Source organism: Nocardia thailandica NBRC 100428 (assembly GCF_000308795.1).
GTDB lineage: Bacteria > Actinomycetota > Actinomycetes > Mycobacteriales > Mycobacteriaceae > Nocardia > Nocardia thailandica.
Genome location: NZ_BAGK01000071.1, coordinates 25,185 through 41,268 on the forward strand (window position 1 = coordinate 25,185; position 16,084 = coordinate 41,268).

A 16,084-nucleotide genomic window follows, 5' to 3' on the forward strand; every position below is an offset into this window, starting at 1 on the left:
CCCGAGAATAGACGATCGGGTAAGCATCAACGACTTTTCGTATCTATCTGTAGTGCCGGGGCGGCAATGCTGGAGACATGCCGCAAGGCAGCCGGCCGTCGCCACCCGCACGGCCGGGAACTCCACCGACCTCGAGGACCTGAACACCATGTCGCATGTCTCGCTCATCGCCCCCGCCGACGCCGTCACACCGACCCGTGCCCTGCTCGACGAGATCACCGTGGCGTTCGGCGCCACCCCCGCCATGTTCCGCGCGGTCGCGAATTCGCCCGCGGCGCTGGACAGCATGTGGGGCTCGTTCCGGGCACTGGGCGGGGGCACGCTCGGCGCCGCGCTGGGCGAACAGATCGCGGTGGCCGTCGCGAACCGCAACGCCTGCGCGTACTGCCTGGCCGCGCACACCGGACTCGGCCGCAGGGCCGGGCTCACCGGGGCCGAGCTGGCCTCGGCCCAGACCGGCGACTCCGCGGACCCGAAGACCGCGGCCCTGCTGCGGTTCGCCCTCGCTCTCGTCGACGCGCGGGGCGACGTCGGTGCCGACCGGCTCGCCGCGGTCCGTGCCCATGGCTGGACCGAGGCCGAGATCGTCGAAACCATCGCCCACGTCGCGCTCAACCTGTTCACCAACTACGTCAACATCGCCCTCGACGTGCCGCTCGACTTCCCCGCGGTGCCGCTGCGCTGACCGCCGGGGCGTGTGCCGATCGGGGTGCGGTGTGCCACCCTGTGAGGCATGGGTGAGACGAACGAAGGGCGCGACCCGCGCGCCGGCGAGCTGGCCGCGGCCCTGCTCGACGCGCAGGTCGCGTTCGGCAGGGAGCAGTTGCGCACGCCGGAGATGTTCCTCGGGCTGGTCATCGACGAGGTCGACGGGTTCCTCGCCGAGGCGAACGAGCTGACCCTGGCCGAGGCCGTCACCCCGGAGCTGATCAAGGCGGTGGCGCACAAGTACGCCGTGCAGATCCCGGTCGAGGGCGCCATCCCGGAGCTGGTCGGCGAGATCGCGGCCCGGCTCTACAACCACGAGGCCAACGACGAGATCCAGGTCGGCGAGGTCGTCGACGAGCGCCGGTTCGACGAGTTCGTCGCCGCGATCTCCGACATGGACCTCACCCACCGGCTGGTGCGGCTGGTGCTGGGCAGCCAGGTCACCGTGGACACCTTCGCCGAGATCGTGCAGCGGGCCGTGGTCACCGCCGTCGAGGACAACCGGCATCCCGGCGGCGGCGGCCTGGCCCGCACGCTGCGCGGCACGCTGGCCCGGCTGGCCGAGCCCGCGCTGCCGGCCATCGAGACCGGCGTCGGCCGCCTCACCCGCAGCGGCGCGCGATTCGTGCTGCGCGGCAACCGCGACGACGCCGACGAGGTCCTGCTCGACGCCGCCCGCGACACCTGGCGCAAGCACACCGGCGACGCCGTCGGCTCGTTCCGGGAGCTCGTCACCGCCGAGGACATCGAGGACACGGTGGTGCTGGTCTTCGAGTTCTGGCGCACCTTCCGCGACACCGACTACTTCCGTGCCCTGCTGGACGAGGGCATCGACCACGTCTTCGACAAGTACGGCGACACCTCGCTGGCCGACCTGCTCACCGAACTGGGCGTCGGGCGGGAGGATCTCGTCGAGGAGGCCCTGCGGTTCGGGCCGCCGGTCATCGAGAAGCTCGACGAGCGGGGCTATCTCGACGGCATCCTGCGGCGCCGCATCGCCCCGTTCTACGAATCCGAGCACTTCCGGGCCGTGGTGGCCCGGTTCTGAGTCAGCGCAGGCGGTTCCCGGAGTCCGCGTCGAAGAAGTACACCTGCCCGGGGTCCGGCAGCAGGGTGAGCGCGGTGCCCGGCTCGGCCCGGAAGCGGCGATCCACCCGCACGACCACCCGGTCCCGCCGCGCGGCGGGGCCGTCCCCGTCGGCACGGGTGTGGACGAACGACTCCGCCCCGAGTTCCTCGAGCAGTTCCACGGTGACCGCGAGACCGTCGGGCCCGGTGGCGACCCGCCAGCCCTCCGGCCGCACCCCGACCACGACGCGGTCGCGGCCGGAGAGCCCGTGCGGCAACGGGATCCGCAGGGTGTCGAGCCGGGCGGCCGACTCGCGCACCGGCGCCTCGAGCAGGTTCATGCCCGGCGCGCCGAGGAATCCGGCCACGAAGGTGTTGACCGGATCCTCGTAGAGCTCGCGGGGCGGAGCGACCTGCTGCAGCCTGCCCTCGCGCAGCACCGCCACCCGGTGGCCCATGGTCATCGCCTCCACCTGGTCGTGGGTGACGTAGACCGTGGTGGTGCCCAGCCGCTGCTGGAGGGCCGCGATCTGGGAGCGGGTGCTCACCCGCAGCTTCGCGTCCAGGTTCGACAGCGGTTCGTCCATGCAGAACACCGCGGGCCTGCGCACGATGGCCCGGCCCATGGCGACCCGCTGCCGTTGCCCGCCGGACAGTTTCGCCGGCTTGCGGTCGAGCAGCTCGCCCAGCTCCAGCATCGTCGCGGCCTCGCGTACCCGGTCCAGGGTCTCGGACCGGCTCATCCCGGCGTTGCGCAGCGCGAAGCCCATGTTCTGCGCGACGGTCATGTTCGGGTACAGGGCGTAGCTCTGGAAGACCATCGCGACGTCGCGGGCGCGCGGGGGCAGCGCGGTCACGTCGCGCGCGCCGATCCGGATGTGGCCGCGCTGCACCGATTCCAGCCCGGCCAGCATGCGCAGGCTGGTCGACTTGCCGCAGCCCGACGGCCCGACCAGGACGAGGAACTCGCCGTCGGCGATCTCCAGGTCGAGGTCGTCCACCGCGGGGGTGGGCGCACCGGGGTACTGGTGGGTGACGCCGTCGAACTGCACGCCGGTCATGGATCCTCTTCCTACTTGGGCAGTTTCGGGGCGATCTGGCGGTCGATGATCGCCTGGACCTGCGCGGCGACGTCGGCCAGCGTGGCGGCGGGGTCGGCGTTCTGCAGGCCGATGCGCTCGTAGCCGGTGCCGATGATCTGGTCCGCGCCGGGCACGAACACCCGCGCGTAGTCCTGCGACCTGGTCAGCGGCAGCTGGTCGATGGCGACCCTGGCGTTCGGGTTCTTCGCCAGGAAGTCGACCTCGCTCGGGTCGGTCACCGCGGACTTGCGGACCGGCATGTAGCCGGTGTTCTGCGAGAAGTACGCCGTGTTGGCCGCGTTGGTGACGAACTCGATGAACTTCAGCGCGTTCTCCTTGCGCTGGTCGGAGATCCGCGACGGGATGGCCAGGCCCGCGCCGCCGGTGGTGACGCCGGGACCGGCGGGGTGCGGGAGGAAGGCGGTGCCGAATTCGAGCTTGCCGCTCGCGTTCTTGGTGATGCCGCGCAGGTCGCCGGTGGAGGCGATGGTCGAGGCGGTGACGCCCGCGCCGAAGTCCACCGCGATCTGCGGCCGGATGGAGGCGTACTTCTTGACGTTGATCGAGTCGCGCAGGTAGGTGGCGGCGGCGATCGAGCCGGGGGAGGTGAACTGCAGCGTCCACTGGTCGGAGTAGGCGCCGCCGAAGGTCCAGTTCGGGCCCTGGAAGGTCCAGCCCAGGTAATTCTTGGCGTCGCCCCAGCCGTGCGCCCACCGGCCGTCGCCGACGACGCGCTGGATCCGGGGACCCCACTCGTCGAACTCCTGCCAGGAGGCGGGCCCGCGGTCGGGCAGGCCTGCCTCGGCCCAGATGACCTTGTTGTAGTAGAACAGCGGCGTCGAGCGGGCGTAGGGCAGCGCGTAGTGCTTGCCGGCGAACACGTAGTCCGCGGCCAGCGAGTCGACGTAGTCGTCGAGCCGTACCCCGGCGGCGCCGAAGTGGGCGTCGAGGGGTTCGATGGCGCCGGAGAGGGCGTAGCCGAACCACCAGACGTCGGAGAGCACCACGACGTCGGGCAGGTCGCCGCCGGTGAGGGCGGCGTTGAACTTCTGCGCCACCTCCTCGTAGTTCTTGCCCGCGTCGACCAGGTTCACCGTCAGGTCGGGGTACTTCGCCCGGAAGCGGTTGATCAGCTCGAGCTCGAACTCCTTGGAGGTGCCCGGGTGGTTGGACCAGAAGGTGATGGTCTTGCTGTCGCCGCCGGTCGACCCGCCGCCGCCGGTGCCGGCGCACGCGGTCAGCGCGAGGCCCGCGGCGGCGGCGCCGGACAGCCCGAGGAAGCCGCAGCGGCTCAGCGCCGGGAATCGTTGTGTGGACACGTGGTTCTCCTTCGAGGAATCAACCCTTGACCGCACCGGAGGTGAGGCCCGAGATCATGTGGCGCTGCAGCGCGAGGAAGACGAGCAGGATCGGCAGCATGGTGGCGACGGTGCCCGCCATGACCGGGCCCCAGTCGGTGACGCTGGGGTTCTCGGTGTTCTGCAGCAGGGTGAGGCCGACCGGCAGGGTCGCGACGTCGGACGAATCGGCCATCAGGAACGGCCACAGGTACTCGTTCCATTCGTTGACCAGCGTGATCACCGCGAACGCGATCATGGTCGGACCCGACATCGGCAGCACGACCCGGGTGAGCAGCCGCCACCAGTTCGCCCCGTCCATGCGCGCCGCCTCGATGACCTCGCCCGGCAGGGAAAGGAAGTGGTTGCGCATGAGGAAGGTGCCGAAGGCGACCCCGCACAGCGGCACGATGATGCCGAGAAAGGTGTTGCGCCAGCCCAGCTGGGCCACCAGCGCGTAGTTGGAGATGACGGTGATCTGGTTGGGCACCATCAGCGCGGCGATGATCGCCAGGAAGACGACGTTCTTGCCGGGGAACCGCAGGAACACCAGGCCGTAGGCGCTGAGGACGCCGAGCGCGAACTTCACCGCCGACACGACCGCGGTCACGATGACCGAGTTCCGCAGGAAGGTCCAGTAGGGGACCGTGGTGGTCGCCTCGGCGTAGTTCTCCGGGTGCCAGGTGCGGGGCCAGTAGACCGCGGGCTGGGTGTAGATGTCCGGGCGCGCCTTGAACGAGGTGATCAGGATCCAGAACAGCGGGACGCCGACCATGACCAGCACGCACAGCATGGCGCCGTAGCCGAGCAGGGTGATCGCCCGCTCCCGGCGGCGGTGGGAGATCGTCGTCGGGCCGGGCCGCCTCACCGTTCGCTCCGATCCATGATCCGGACCTGCGCCAGGGTGACCACCAGCAGCACCCCGAACATGATCGTGGCCACGGTGGCGCCGTAGCCGGCCCGGAAGTTGCGGAAGGACTCCTCGTAGACCTGGTAGACCATCGTGGTCGTCCCGTTGCCCAGCGGCCCGCCGCGGGTCATGACGTTGATCAGGTCGAAGACCTGCAGCGAGTTGAGCAGCACGGTGATGGAGAGGAAGAACGTGGTGGGGCGCAGCTGGGGCAGCAACACCCGGGTGAAGGTCGTCCACCGGCTCGCGCCGTCGATCTCGGCCGCCTCCAGCAGGTCCCGGCGCACGCCCTGGAGCGCTGCCAGGTAGATGACGAAGGTGTAGCCGAGGTTCTTCCACAGGTAGGTGAGGGTGATCATGACCATCGCCCAGCCGGGGTCCTGGTAGAAGTTGGGCACCTGCGCGACGCCGACCCGGTGCAGCAGGTCCCGCACCAGACCGAAACTCGGATCGAAGACGAACTGGAAGGCCACCCCGATCGCCGCGCCGGAGATGACGAACGGGGCGAACACCGCCGAGCGCACCAGGTCGCGGCCCGCGAGCTTGCGGTCGAGCAGCAGCGCGAGCGCGAGCCCGAGGACCATGCTGCCCACCACGGCCGCGACGGTGAAGATCACCGTGTTGCCCACCACGGTCCAGGAGTCGGCGCGGCCCCACCACTCGCGGTAGTTCGCGAACCCGACCCATCGCGAGGTCGGTTCGGCGAGGTTCCAGTCGGTGAACGAGAGCCGGATGTTGTCGATCAGCGGGCGGTAGACGAAGACCGCGAGCAGGACCAGGTTCGGCACGACCAGGACCGCGAACAGCGCGTAATCCGGCCACGGGCGGTGGCGCAGCCCGCGGCCCGGCGGTGTGGGCAGCACCCGTTCCGTAACGTCCGACATGCGCAGGCACTTTTGCGGCGCACACTGAACTGTCGGTGAACGCCGTGGGGATCCGTGCCGAATTGTCGCCGACCAGTGATCCTGGAATTCGAGGACTCGCTGTGCGTGATTCGGCACCGGGCGCGCCTGACACCCGGGCGATTCCGCGGGCGTGGTGTCGGCGGCAGTCGGTACGATCACCGGACCACCGCGACATCGAAAGGTCACCGTGACGCGACTGTCCACCCTGCTCGATCAGATCGACTCCGGTGCTGTCCTGCTCCCGGAGTTCCAGCGGGGCTATGTGTGGAACCGGGATCAGGTGCGCGGGCTCATGCGGTCGCTGTACCTGGGCTATCCCATCGGTGGACTCCTGGTGTGGGAGACGGGATCCGGCAGTATCGCCGTCCGCGGCACCACCGCCAAGTCCGGGCTGCGGCTGCTGTTGCTCGACGGCCAGCAGCGCATCACCACCCTCTACGGCATCGTGCGCGGCACCGCGCCCTCGTTCTTCGAGGGCGACGCGAACGCGTTCACCGGGCTCCATTTCGATGTCGAGCGCGAGGCTTTCGAATTCCACACCCCCGGCAAGGTCGATCCCAATCCCGTGTGGATCGATGTCACCGAGCTGTTCGAGCACGGGCCGATGCACTATCTGCAGCGATTCACCGGCGCCGACGAGGCCACGCTGGCCACCTACCTGGACCGGCTGAACAAGCTGCGCGAGATCACCAATCGCGATTTCACCGTCGAGACCATCACCGGCGCGGACCGCACCGTCGACGAGGTCGTCGACATCTTCAACCGCGTCAACTCCGGCGGCACCAAGCTCTCCAAGGGCGATCTGGCCCTGGCCACGCTGTGCGCGCAGTGGCCGCAGGCCCGCGGCAACCTGCGCGACCACCTGGTCCGCTGGGACAAGGACGGCTACGTCTTCAGTCTGGACTGGTTGCTGCGCAACGTCATCGCCGTCGGCACCGGCCGCGCCGCCTTCGACGCGCTCGGCGACCTGGCCCCCGAGCAGTTCGAGGAGGCCCTGGCCGCCTCGGCACGGCACGTCGACACCTTCCTCGACGCCGCTTCCGGTCGGCTGGGGCTCGACCACGACCGGGTCCTCATGGGCCGCTACGCGATTCCGGTGATCGCGCGCCTGCTCGAGGTCAAGGGCGGCCGCTTCGACAGCGACCTGGACCGCGACCGCACCCTGTACTGGTACATCCACTCGGCGCTGTGGGGCCGGTTCAGCGGGTCGACCGAGACCGCGCTGCAACAGGACTTCGACACCGCCGAGCGCGGCGACATCGACCCGCTCATCTCCACCCTGGAGCTCTCCCGCGGCGGCTCGCTGGACATCTACCCCGACGATTTCAACGGCTCCACCCGCGGCTCGCGCTTCTACCCGCTGCTGTATCTGCTCGCCCGGGTCGACGGCGCCCGCGATCTGGGCAGCGGCCTGCTGCTCGGCGACGGCGAGGGCGAGGCCATCCAGGTACACCACCTGTTCCCCAAGGGGCTGCTGCGCGACGCGGGCTACGACCGCAACGAGATCAACGCCATCGCCAACTTCTGCTTCCTCACCCAGCCCACGGAATCGCAGCTGACCGAACGCGATCCGGCCGAGTACTTCGCCGAGGCGGAGGCCCGCACGCCCGGAGTGCTCGCCTCCCAGTGGATCCCGACCGATCCGCGGCTGTGGTCGGTGGAGAACTACCCCGAGTTCCTGGCCGCGCGCCGCAGGCTGCTCGCCGCGGCCGCCCAGCAGTTCCTCGAGGAGCTGCGGCGGGGCACCGCGACCTACCGGGCCGCCCTCGAACCGATGCGGGTGGCCGGGTTCGCCGCCGACGACCCGGTCGCCGCGCAGGTCAACGCCCTCGTCGACGACCTCGCCGCCGACGGCTACGCCTTCCCGCTGCTCGACGCCGAGGTCGCCGATCCGGTCACCGGCCGCGAACTGGCCGTGGCCGAGGCGTTCTGGCCCGACGGGTTGCAGCAGGGCCTCGGCATGCCCGTCGTCCTCAAGCTCGACCCGGCCACCGCCGACCTGACCCGCCTCGCGCAGCTGGGCTACGCGGTGTTCACCTCCGCCGACGCGCTGCGCGGCTACGTGAGCAAGCTGCGCGCGGAGGTGTCCGGGGAGACCATCGCCGCGCCCGCCGCGCCGGTCGGCGACATCGCCGTGCTGGCGGGCAGGCTGCCCGACACCTGGATGGGCAACGCCGAGCAGATCTGGCTGCGGTTCGCCTGGCAGATCCTCGAGGACGAGCGCGCCGCGCGTCCCGATCCCACCGCGACCGTCGAGCAGCAGGCCCTGCGCTACATCGCCCTGTGGGCGCTGACCCGCACCTTCTTCACCTACGCCTTCGACGAGGGCAAACTCGACGAATGGCGCTTCTACCTCGGTGAAGTCGTCGGCCCGCACCCGCTGATCCCGCACGAGTGGCTGGTCGAACGCGCGACGACCGTCCCCGGCATCGCCCCGCGCGCCGAGGACCTGGCCATGACGCTGGTCAACGATGTGGTCGGCGCCGCCTACGAGGTCTCCACGACGCTGCTGAACCAGCTCGGCGGCGCGGAGCTGTTCGCCTCGCTGTGGGCGTCCTCGGGCGCGGCCGAGCACTACGGCTACCCGCTGTCGACCGAGCAGATCGGCGAGCTGGTCTCCGAGGTCGTGAGCGACCCGACGCCCCGCAAGATCCAGGCCTACAGCTGGATCGAGGAGGGCATGGCCCTCTAGCCGCCTGCCCGCCGGGCGAGGACGGCGACGACCTCGGCCAGCGCCGCGCGGTCCTCGGCGTCGGCGGGGCGGTGGCCGCGGTCGGCCTCGACCGTGATCACCGTGCCCGCCGTGACGCCGAGCTCGTCCCAGCAGACGCCGAGCACGGGCAGCTGGACGGTGCGGTCGCCGACGGTCAGGGTCACTCGCGAGGTGTAGCGGCCGCCGACGGCGAGCAGCTCCTCGACCGTGTCGGCGGTGAGCGGACCGGCGGCGGTGACCACTTCGACGTACACGCCGCCAGTGTAGGGATCTCACCGAACCCACAGAATCGCACCGGCGGCGGGCCCGCCGCGGCCCCGTAGGGTTGGCGCCATGGTGCGTGAATGGATGGGACGGGCCGCGCTCGTCCTCGGGTGGGGCGCCCTGCTCGGCGGGATCATCGGAATCGTGCTGCATCTGGGACGCTGGCAGCAGCGCGACCTGGTGCTGCTGTCCTCGGGGGCGACCTATCTCATGGGAGGCGCGGTCGTCGCGGCGGTGCTGTTCCTGCTGGCCCGTTCGTGGTGGAACGCGGGGATCGCGGGGGCGGCGGTCGCGACCGTGCTGGCGGTGCTGGTGCCCGCGTGGATCCCGACGACCGAGGACGGCGACGGCCCCGAGATCATGGTCCTGCAGTCCAACATCCTCTTCGGCGGGGCGGATCCGGCCGCGGTGACCGCGATCGTGCGCGACCACCGCGTCGACGTGGCGACGATCGACGAACTGACCGACGCCGCCGTGGTCCGCCTGCGCGCCGCCGGCCTGGAGGCCGAACTGCCCTACCGGTACCTCGAACCCGCCCGCGACGGCGGCGGCGGTACCGGCATCTACAGCCGGTACCCGTTGCGCGACACCGTGAAATACGACGGCTTCATCATGAGCAACGTGTCGGCGATCATGGAACACCCGCAGCGCGGCCCGGTCTCGGTCTACGCCTTCCATCCCATCCCGCCCAACCTGAACTTCCCCGCGTGGAAGTCGGAGATGGCCCGGGTCGACGAGATCCTCGGCGCCGCGACCGCGCCCGCCCTGGTCGGCGCGGACTTCAACGCCACCCGCGACCACGCGGCCTACCGCGGCCTGCTCGACGGCCCCTTCGCCGCGGCGGCCGAACAGACCGGCGACGGCATGCTGCCGACCTTCCCCGCCGACCGCCGCTGGGGCCCGGTCCTCGGCATCGACCACGTCCTGGTGGCCGGCGGGGTGGCCCAGGAGGTCCGCACCCTGACCGTCCCCGGCTCCGACCACCGCGCGATGCTCGCCCGGGTACGCATGGACCGCTGAGCGCTCGCCGGATTAGCATGTGAGCGCTCGACGGTGGGCCCGGTACGGCCCGCGTCAATTCGGGGAGGACAAGCGATGAGATACCCACGCCTCGGCCTGCTGGTGGCCGCGGTGCTGATCGGCGTGAGCGCCGTGACCACCGGCTGCGCCACCACGGTGGCCTCGGACAAGGCCGTCGCCTCGGCCGAGAACCCGTGGGAGGTGGCCGGTGCCGCGTCGTCCTCGGTGCCCAGCGGCCGGCGCCCGAACGTGCCCGACGCCCCGCTGACCGCCGAGAACGGCGACAACGGGTCGATGGACAAGCTCGCGCTCAACGCCATCGCCGACATCGAGGAATTCTGGAACGCCGAGTACGCCAAGACCTTTCCCGGCTCCTTCACCAAGGCCGCGAAGTACATCTCCTGGGATGCCGAGGCGGCCAAGGACAAAGCGGTGCAGTTCTGCCGGTCCTCGACCTACCACCTGGTCAACGCGGCCTACTGCGGCGGCGACCACAGCATCGGCTGGGACCGCGGCGTGCTGCTGCCGGAACTCGTCGGCAAGTTCGGCGAGATGTCGGTGGTGATGGTGCTGGCCCACGAGTACGGCCACGCCATCCAGGGCCAGGCCAAGATCGCCGGGCTGCTCACCTCCGGCCTCGTCAAGGAGCAGCAGGCCGACTGCCTGGCGGGTGTGTTCCTGCGGCACGTCGCCGAGGGGCGCTCCAAGCACTTCACCCTCAACACCGAGGACGGCCTCAACGGCGTGCTCGGCGCGACCGTGGCGGTGCGCGACCGCGACCCCGACAACCCGAAGAACGTGCACGGTTCGGCCTTCGAGCGCGTCACCGCGGTGCAGATGGGCTACACCGACGGCGCGGGCTCCTGCAAGACCATCACCAAGAACGAGATCGCCAAGCGCCGCGGGAACCTGCCGACGACCTTCGAGGACGGCGAGCGCGACGCCCAGCTGTCGGTCGACAAGGGCAACCTCGACACCCTGGCCAGGGAACTGGCCAAGATCTTCCCGGACACCACCGCGCCGAAACTGGACTACACCGGCCTGACCAAGGGCTGCCCGAAGGTCACCACCACCGAACCGGTGTCCTACTGCCCGGCCACCGACACCGTCGGCACCGACGTGGCCGCGCTGGCGAAACGGGCGGGCGACCCGAGCGACGGCGAGGAGTCGCTGTCGGCCGTGGTCGAGGGCGACTACAACGCCTTCGTGGTGTTCGTCTCGCGCTACGTGCTCGCGGTGCAGCAGGACCGCAAGCTCTCGCTGACCGGGGCGAGCACCGCGGGGCTGCGCACGGCCTGCCTGACCGGCGTCGTCACCACGAAACTCAGTGAGGAGGGCCGTGATCCGCGCCTGTCGGCCGGCGACCTCGACGAAGCCGTGTCGGGCCTGCTGGCCGACGGCAAGGCGGCCGCCGACGTCGACGGGAAGGTCGTGGCCGGCGGCTACCAGCGTCTGGAGGCGTTCCGCACGGGCGTGCTCGACGGGGAGCAGGCCTGCCTGAAGGCCTACGCCTGAGGCAGGGACTGCAGGGAGCTGAGGGTGTTCGCCACCGCGCGGGCGGCCTCGGCTCCCTTGGTCACGAAGTGGTTGGTGAAGTAGTCCACGTGCTCGCTGTGCTCGTGGAAGTGGTGCGGGGTGAGCACCACCGAGAACACCGGCACGTCGGTGTCGAGCTGGACCCGCATGAGTCCGTCGATCACCGCCGAGGCGACGAAGTCGTGCCGGTAGATCCCGCCGTCGACGACGAGCGCCGCCGCCACGATCGCGGCGTAGCGGCCGGTGCGGGCCAGGCGCTGGGCGTGCAGCGGGATCTCGAAGGCGCCGGGCACGTCGAAGACCTCGACGCGGGCCGGATCGAAGCCGAGCCCGGCGTATTCGGCGAGGAATCCGGTGTGGGCCTGGGTGACGATGTTGCTGTGCCAGCTGGCGCGGATGAACGCGACGCCGCCGGTGGGGGAGTTGGCCATGGATGGAGTCTACTCACCGGCTTCTACTCGCCGGTAACATGTTTTCCCAGCCAGTCGGACAGATCCGCGAGGACCTGCTCGCGCTCCGGCTCGTTGTAGACCTCGTGGTAGAGCCCCGGGTAGCGCAGCACCGTGACATCGGCCGATCCCGTGCCCGTCTCCAGCCGGTCGGCGCCCGACGGCGCGGCCAGCCGGTCCTCGGTCCCGTGCTGGACCAGCAGCGGCGCGGTCAGCGAACCGAGACGCTGTTTGACCAGATCGGTGTGGTCGAGGATCTCCACGGCGGTGCGCGCGGGCAGCTTGCCCCGCGACACGAGCGGATCGGCGTCGTAGGCCGCGACCACGGCCGGATCGCGGCTGATCGTCGACGAATCCAGCGTCAGCACACCGAGATTCGGCGCGTAGCGGGTGAGCAGCGGCGCGACGAGCTTCTGCAGTGGGTTGCCCAGCGGGATGTCGAGCGGCGGCGCCGACACCGCGACACCGGCCACGTCGAGGGGGCCGGGGCCACGCGTCGCCAGATGCAGCACGACCAGCGCGCCCATCGAGTGCCCGAGCACGAAGCGGGGGATCCCCGGGTGGGCCTGACTCGCCAGCTCCAGCAGCGCGGCGAGGTTGTCGGCGGCGCCGTCGAGGGAACCGATGTTGGCGCGCGCGCCCTCCGACCGGCCGTGCCCGATGTGGTCGAGCGCGTAGACCGCGAAGCCGGCGTCGGCCAGCGCGGCGCCGACGTGTTCGTAGCGGCCGGAGTGCTCGGCGACGCCGTGACTGAGCGCGATCACCGCGCGCGCCCGCGTCTCCGGCTGCCAGGCGCGCCACGAGATCCGCCCGCCGGTGCCGGTGAATTCGCCCGTCTCGGTCGTCATGGCTGCGTTCCTGCCTCATCGGGCGCCCCGGCGGCCAGCCGCCCGATCAGACGCCGGTTGAACTCGATCAATCGAGCGTAGTCGAGCCGGGAGATCCGTTCGTCGGTTCCGTGGATCCGGTCCAGATCGGCGGCGGTCAGCACGATCGGGGCGAAGTTCGCCCTGGTCGCGGCCAGCCCGTCGTAGTGGCGGGCGTCGGTGGCTCCCGGCACGATGCCGGTGGTCACCACCGCGTCGGGCACCAGCTCGGCGACCAGGTCCGCGAGCAGCGCGAAGGCCGGTCCGGCCGCCGGATCCCGCGTCGGTTCCGAGGCGGGGCCGACGATCTCGATCTCCACCGCCGGGTCGCGCACCACCCGGCGGCAGTGCGCGACCACCCCCGCCACCGAATCGCCGGGCAGGATCCGGAAGTTCACCAGCGCCTCCGCGTGCTGGGGCAGCACGTTCGCCTTCACGCCGCCGGCGATCACGGTCGGCGCGGTGGTCGTGCGCACCAGCGCCTCGGTCTGCGGGCGCGCGGCCAGCAGCCGGGCGATCAGCGGCGCGGCCGCCCGGCCGAGCGCGGAGGAGTCGGCGTATTCGAGCAGCTTGCGCCGCGCGGGCGGCAGGGCGACGCGCATGCGCGCGAGCATGTCGGTGACCACGGGCGTCAGCCGCAGCGGCAGCGGGTGGTCCTGCACCCGGGCCACCGCGCGGGCGAGCTGCCCGACCGCGGTCTGCCCGCCCGGCATGGACGAGTGCCCGCCCGGAGCGCGCACCGACAGCCGCAGCGTCAGGTAGCCCTTCTCGCCGAGCATGATGTTGGCGACGGGCCGCTCGACCCCGTCGGCGACCCCGGTGGTGATCACCCCGCCCTCGTCGAGCAGCAGGTCCGCGCGCACGCCCGCCGCCCGCAGGTGCGCGGCCATCCGCACCGCGCCCGCGTCGCCGAAGACCTCCTCGTCGTGACCGAACGCCAAGTAGATCGACCGCCGCGGCCGCAGCCCCGCGGCCAGCGCGGACTCCACCGCCTCCAGGATCGCCAGCACCCGGCTCTTGTCGTCGATCGCGCCGCGACCCCACACGAACTCGGCGTCCACGACGCCGGCGAACGCCGGATGGGTCCAGCCGTCCGGGTCGCCGACGGGCACCACGTCCTGATGGGCGAGCAGGATCGCCGCGGCCGGGCCCGGCTCGGCGCCCGCCCAGTGATAGAGGCGACTGTGCCCGAAGCGGGTCAGCGCCAGTTCGGCGTGCACGCGGGGGAACGAATGCTCGAGGTGGTGCGCCAGCTGGGTGAACGCGTCGTCGTCGGTGCCCTCGGGGTCCTCGGACGACACGGTCGCGCAACGAAGGGCCGCGGCGAGGCGTTCGGCGACATCGTCGGCGACGCCGGTGGTCACGGGTCCGGCCGGGTTCTCGGTATCGGGGCGCACGGTGTCCCATTCTGTCCGGGCCGCGCGCGGGGTGCCGCCCGAAACGCGCGGATCCCCGCTCGACCGGGCGGGTCCGCGCCCGCGGGGACGGCCAACTAAGCTGGACACCATGGCAGGAGGCAAGGGCGGCAAGCCGTCGAAGGAAGCCAAGGCCGCTGCGAAAGCGGCCCGTAAGCAGGCGTCGAAGTTACGGCGTCAGCAGCTGTGGCAGGCGTTCAATCTGCAGCGCAAGGAAGACAAGCTGCTGCTGCCGCTGATGATCGGCGCGCTCGTCGGCACCACGGTCGTGCTGTTCCTGGTCGGCCTGATCTGGGGCCTGCAGTGGTTCTTCCTGCCGCTCGGTCTGCTGCTGGGCGTGCTGTTCGCGTTCATCATCTTCGGCCGCCGGGTGCAGAAGAACGTCTACGCCAAGGCCGAGGGCCAGGCGGGCGCGGGCGCCTGGGTGCTGGACAACCTGCAGGGCAAGTGGCGCGTCAGCAAGGGCGTCGCCGCGACCACCCAGCTCGACGCGGTGCACCGCGTCGTCGGCCTGCCAGGGGTGATCTTCGTCGCCGAGGGCGCGCCGCAGCGGGTCAAGGCGCTGCTCGCGCAGGAGAAGAAGCGCACCGCCCGCCTCGTCGGTGACACCCCGATCTACGACGTCGTCATCGGCAACGACGAGGGCCAGGTGCCGCTCAAGGACCTGCAGCGCTACCTCACCAAGCTGCCGCGCAACATCGACGTCAAGCGCATCGACCAGATCGAGGGTCGCCTGGCCGCCCTCGGCAACCGCGGCGGCCCGGCCATGCCCAAGGGCCCGATGCCTGCCGGCGCCAAGGTCAAGGGCATGCAGCGCGCGGTCCGCCGCCGCTGATCCCCCGACTCCCGAGAGCCCGTCACCCGCGTGGTGACGGGCTCTCGCGCATGTCAGGACTGGGGCGGCCTGCCGGTGAGCAGCCACAGCACCCGGTCCCACGCGAGCAGGTGATAGCCGACGAGCACCGCCGCCGAGACCAGCGCCGCGCCGGGTAGGCCCGCGCCCCACAGCGCCGCCGCCCCGCCGAACAGCACCGCGAACTCCACCAGCAACCGCACCGGCCCGGACACCGGGACCGGGACGTCCCCGCCGCGGCTCGGGTCGTCCGGCAGCGCGAACACGCCCCACAACAGCGCCGCCGCGAGCGGCAGCGCGCCGACCAGCAGGTAGCGCCACGGTGCGTCGAAGGCCCGCCAGCCGTAGAGGCCGAACGAGGCGAGCGCGGTCAGTTCGAGCAGGAAACGCACGCCGAGCAGGACGGGATTCAGTGACACCAGGGCAGCCTAGGCCGCCGCGGCGCCGACATCAGCGCGAATAGACGAGCGCGGTGCCGGTGGCCCGATCGTGCATGCCGCGGCCGTCGGCGTCGGTGAACAGCGCGGGCACCACGAACACCAGCAGCACCTGGCGGGCCAGCGCCCGCACGACGTCGACCGCCACCGGCGCGTCCACGCGCACCACCTTCAGCTTCATGAAGTACTGCCCCGGCGTGAACCCGAACAGCGGCACCGCGGCCACGCCGATGAGGAACCAGAACAGCAGCGTCAGCGTGGGGGAGTAGATGCCCTGCACCACGATCATCGACAGCCCGACGCCGATCAGCCAGTCGATCAGCATGGCCACGCACCGGCGGCCCATGCCCGCCAGCGAGCCCGGACCCGAGCGCGGCAACCCGTAGAGCTCGCCGGGGTAGCCGGGAGTTTCCTCGCCGCCGGGGGTCTCCGACGCTCCGGAGAGCCATGAACCGGTGATACGTGCCATGGCCCCCAGGGTAGTCAACGCTCATCGGCGCCGGTCGGCCCGCACATCCGGT

Annotated in this window: 16 protein-coding genes; 6 read left to right on the top strand and 10 right to left on the bottom strand. The window is 71.1% G+C overall.

The features are described from left to right. The first annotated feature begins 148 nt into the window (after window positions 1-148). Both ON36_RS07675 and ON36_RS07680 read left to right on the top strand, forming a co-directional pair. The gene (locus ON36_RS07675) at window positions 149-685 is read left to right on the top strand and encodes a carboxymuconolactone decarboxylase family protein (protein WP_043649583.1); all 537 of its coding nucleotides are present in this window, start codon (window positions 149-151) and stop codon (window positions 683-685) included. A gap of 48 nt (window positions 686-733) precedes the next feature. Then, window positions 734-1,756 (top strand): hypothetical protein, encoded by a 1,023-nt coding sequence (locus tag ON36_RS07680; protein WP_052313732.1) that lies wholly within the window; start codon window positions 734-736, stop codon window positions 1,754-1,756. Window position 1,757: 1 nt separating this feature from the next. Here ON36_RS07680 and ON36_RS07685 read toward each other — a convergent pair whose 3' ends face one another. From ON36_RS07685 to ON36_RS07700, 4 genes are all read right to left on the bottom strand, one after another. After that, window positions 1,758-2,837 (bottom strand): ABC transporter ATP-binding protein, encoded by a 1,080-nt coding sequence (locus ON36_RS07685; protein WP_043649586.1) that lies wholly within the window; start codon window positions 2,835-2,837, stop codon window positions 1,758-1,760. Between the two features lie 11 nt (window positions 2,838-2,848). Further along, the gene (locus tag ON36_RS07690) at window positions 2,849-4,177 is read right to left on the bottom strand and encodes an ABC transporter substrate-binding protein (RefSeq protein ID WP_083884970.1); all 1,329 of its coding nucleotides are present in this window, start codon (window positions 4,175-4,177) and stop codon (window positions 2,849-2,851) included. A 19-nt stretch (window positions 4,178-4,196) separates the two neighbouring features. After that, window positions 4,197-4,988, bottom strand: coding sequence for a carbohydrate ABC transporter permease (locus ON36_RS07695; protein ID WP_083884981.1), 792 nt, complete (start codon window positions 4,986-4,988; stop codon window positions 4,197-4,199). Window positions 4,989-5,059: 71 nt separating this feature from the next. Continuing rightward, the gene (locus ON36_RS07700) at window positions 5,060-5,989 is read right to left on the bottom strand and encodes a carbohydrate ABC transporter permease (protein ID WP_052313733.1); all 930 of its coding nucleotides are present in this window, start codon (window positions 5,987-5,989) and stop codon (window positions 5,060-5,062) included. A gap of 208 nt (window positions 5,990-6,197) precedes the next feature. Between ON36_RS07700 and ON36_RS07705 the strand changes: the two genes are divergently transcribed. Beyond that, window positions 6,198-8,702: a GmrSD restriction endonuclease domain-containing protein gene (locus tag ON36_RS07705; RefSeq protein ID WP_043649594.1), complete on the top strand. Its 2,505-nt coding sequence runs from the start codon at window positions 6,198-6,200 to the stop codon at window positions 8,700-8,702. Here ON36_RS07705 and ON36_RS07710 read toward each other — a convergent pair. Beyond that, window positions 8,699-8,977 carry an HPr family phosphocarrier protein gene (locus tag ON36_RS07710; protein WP_043649595.1) on the bottom strand — a complete coding sequence of 93 codons (279 nt, stop codon included), beginning with the start codon at window positions 8,975-8,977 and terminating at the stop codon, window positions 8,699-8,701. The two genes, ON36_RS07705 and ON36_RS07710, sit on opposite strands and share 4 nt — an antisense overlap. Before the next feature lie 79 nt (window positions 8,978-9,056). Here ON36_RS07710 and ON36_RS07715 point away from each other — a divergent pair, with 79 nt between their 5' ends. Both ON36_RS07715 and ON36_RS07720 read left to right on the top strand, forming a co-directional pair. Beyond that, on the top strand, window positions 9,057-10,007 hold the full coding sequence (locus tag ON36_RS07715) for an endonuclease/exonuclease/phosphatase family protein (protein ID WP_043649598.1): 951 nt from the start codon (window positions 9,057-9,059) through the stop codon (window positions 10,005-10,007). 75 nt (window positions 10,008-10,082) lie between these two features. Next, the gene (locus ON36_RS07720; protein WP_043649599.1) at window positions 10,083-11,522 is read left to right on the top strand and encodes a neutral zinc metallopeptidase; all 1,440 of its coding nucleotides are present in this window, start codon (window positions 10,083-10,085) and stop codon (window positions 11,520-11,522) included. On the opposite strand, the gene ON36_RS07725 is transcribed toward ON36_RS07720, so the two are convergent. Genes ON36_RS07725 through ON36_RS07735 form a run of 3 tightly spaced genes read right to left on the bottom strand, consistent with a single transcriptional unit; the run spans window position 11,513 to window position 14,255 of the window. After that, on the bottom strand, window positions 11,513-11,974 hold the full coding sequence (locus tag ON36_RS07725; RefSeq protein ID WP_043649601.1) for a 6,7-dimethyl-8-ribityllumazine synthase: 462 nt from the start codon (window positions 11,972-11,974) through the stop codon (window positions 11,513-11,515). The genes ON36_RS07720 and ON36_RS07725 overlap by 10 nt on opposite strands. Before the next feature lie 23 nt (window positions 11,975-11,997). After that, window positions 11,998-12,840 carry an alpha/beta hydrolase gene (locus ON36_RS07730; protein ID WP_043649604.1) on the bottom strand — a complete coding sequence of 281 codons (843 nt, stop codon included), beginning with the start codon at window positions 12,838-12,840 and terminating at the stop codon, window positions 11,998-12,000. Further along, on the bottom strand, window positions 12,837-14,255 hold the full coding sequence (locus tag ON36_RS07735; RefSeq protein WP_052313734.1) for a M20/M25/M40 family metallo-hydrolase: 1,419 nt from the start codon (window positions 14,253-14,255) through the stop codon (window positions 12,837-12,839). Before ON36_RS07735 ends, ON36_RS07730 begins: the two co-directional genes overlap by 4 nt. Window positions 14,256-14,364: 109 nt before the next feature. Here ON36_RS07735 and ON36_RS07740 point away from each other — a divergent pair, with 109 nt between their 5' ends. Then, window positions 14,365-15,108, top strand: a complete 744-nt coding sequence (locus ON36_RS07740) for a DUF4191 domain-containing protein (protein WP_043649609.1) — start codon at window positions 14,365-14,367, stop codon at window positions 15,106-15,108. 53 nt (window positions 15,109-15,161) lie between these two features. Here the strand turns inward: ON36_RS07740 and ON36_RS07745 are convergent, their stop codons facing one another. Together ON36_RS07745 and ON36_RS07750 are read right to left on the bottom strand one after the other, a co-directional pair. Continuing rightward, entirely contained in the window at window positions 15,162-15,545 is a 384-nt protein-coding gene (locus tag ON36_RS07745) for a YrdB family protein (protein WP_043649612.1), read from the bottom strand. Between the two features lie 31 nt (window positions 15,546-15,576). Then, window positions 15,577-16,032, bottom strand: coding sequence for an RDD family protein (locus ON36_RS07750; protein ID WP_043649615.1), 456 nt, complete (start codon window positions 16,030-16,032; stop codon window positions 15,577-15,579). Window positions 16,033-16,084: the final 52 nt, after the last annotated feature.

Coding starts and splice junctions, on each gene's coding strand:
- ON36_RS07720 (WP_043649599.1), top strand. CDS start 10,083: ATGAGATACCCACGCCTCGGCCTGCTGGTGGCCGCGGTGCTGATCGGC.
- ON36_RS07680 (WP_052313732.1), top strand. CDS start 734: ATGGGTGAGACGAACGAAGGGCGCGACCCGCGCGCCGGCGAGCTGGCC.
- ON36_RS07695 (WP_083884981.1), bottom strand. CDS start 4,988: ATGCTGTGCGTGCTGGTCATGGTCGGCGTCCCGCTGTTCTGGATCCTG.
- ON36_RS07725 (WP_043649601.1), bottom strand. CDS start 11,974: ATGGCCAACTCCCCCACCGGCGGCGTCGCGTTCATCCGCGCCAGCTGG.
- ON36_RS07740 (WP_043649609.1), top strand. CDS start 14,365: ATGGCAGGAGGCAAGGGCGGCAAGCCGTCGAAGGAAGCCAAGGCCGCT.
- ON36_RS07700 (WP_052313733.1), bottom strand. CDS start 5,989: ATGTCGGACGTTACGGAACGGGTGCTGCCCACACCGCCGGGCCGCGGG.
- ON36_RS07715 (WP_043649598.1), top strand. CDS start 9,057: ATGGTGCGTGAATGGATGGGACGGGCCGCGCTCGTCCTCGGGTGGGGC.
- ON36_RS07675 (WP_043649583.1), top strand. CDS start 149: ATGTCGCATGTCTCGCTCATCGCCCCCGCCGACGCCGTCACACCGACC.
- ON36_RS07685 (WP_043649586.1), bottom strand. CDS start 2,837: ATGACCGGCGTGCAGTTCGACGGCGTCACCCACCAGTACCCCGGTGCG.
- ON36_RS07750 (WP_043649615.1), bottom strand. CDS start 16,032: ATGGCACGTATCACCGGTTCATGGCTCTCCGGAGCGTCGGAGACCCCC.
- ON36_RS07730 (WP_043649604.1), bottom strand. CDS start 12,840: ATGACGACCGAGACGGGCGAATTCACCGGCACCGGCGGGCGGATCTCG.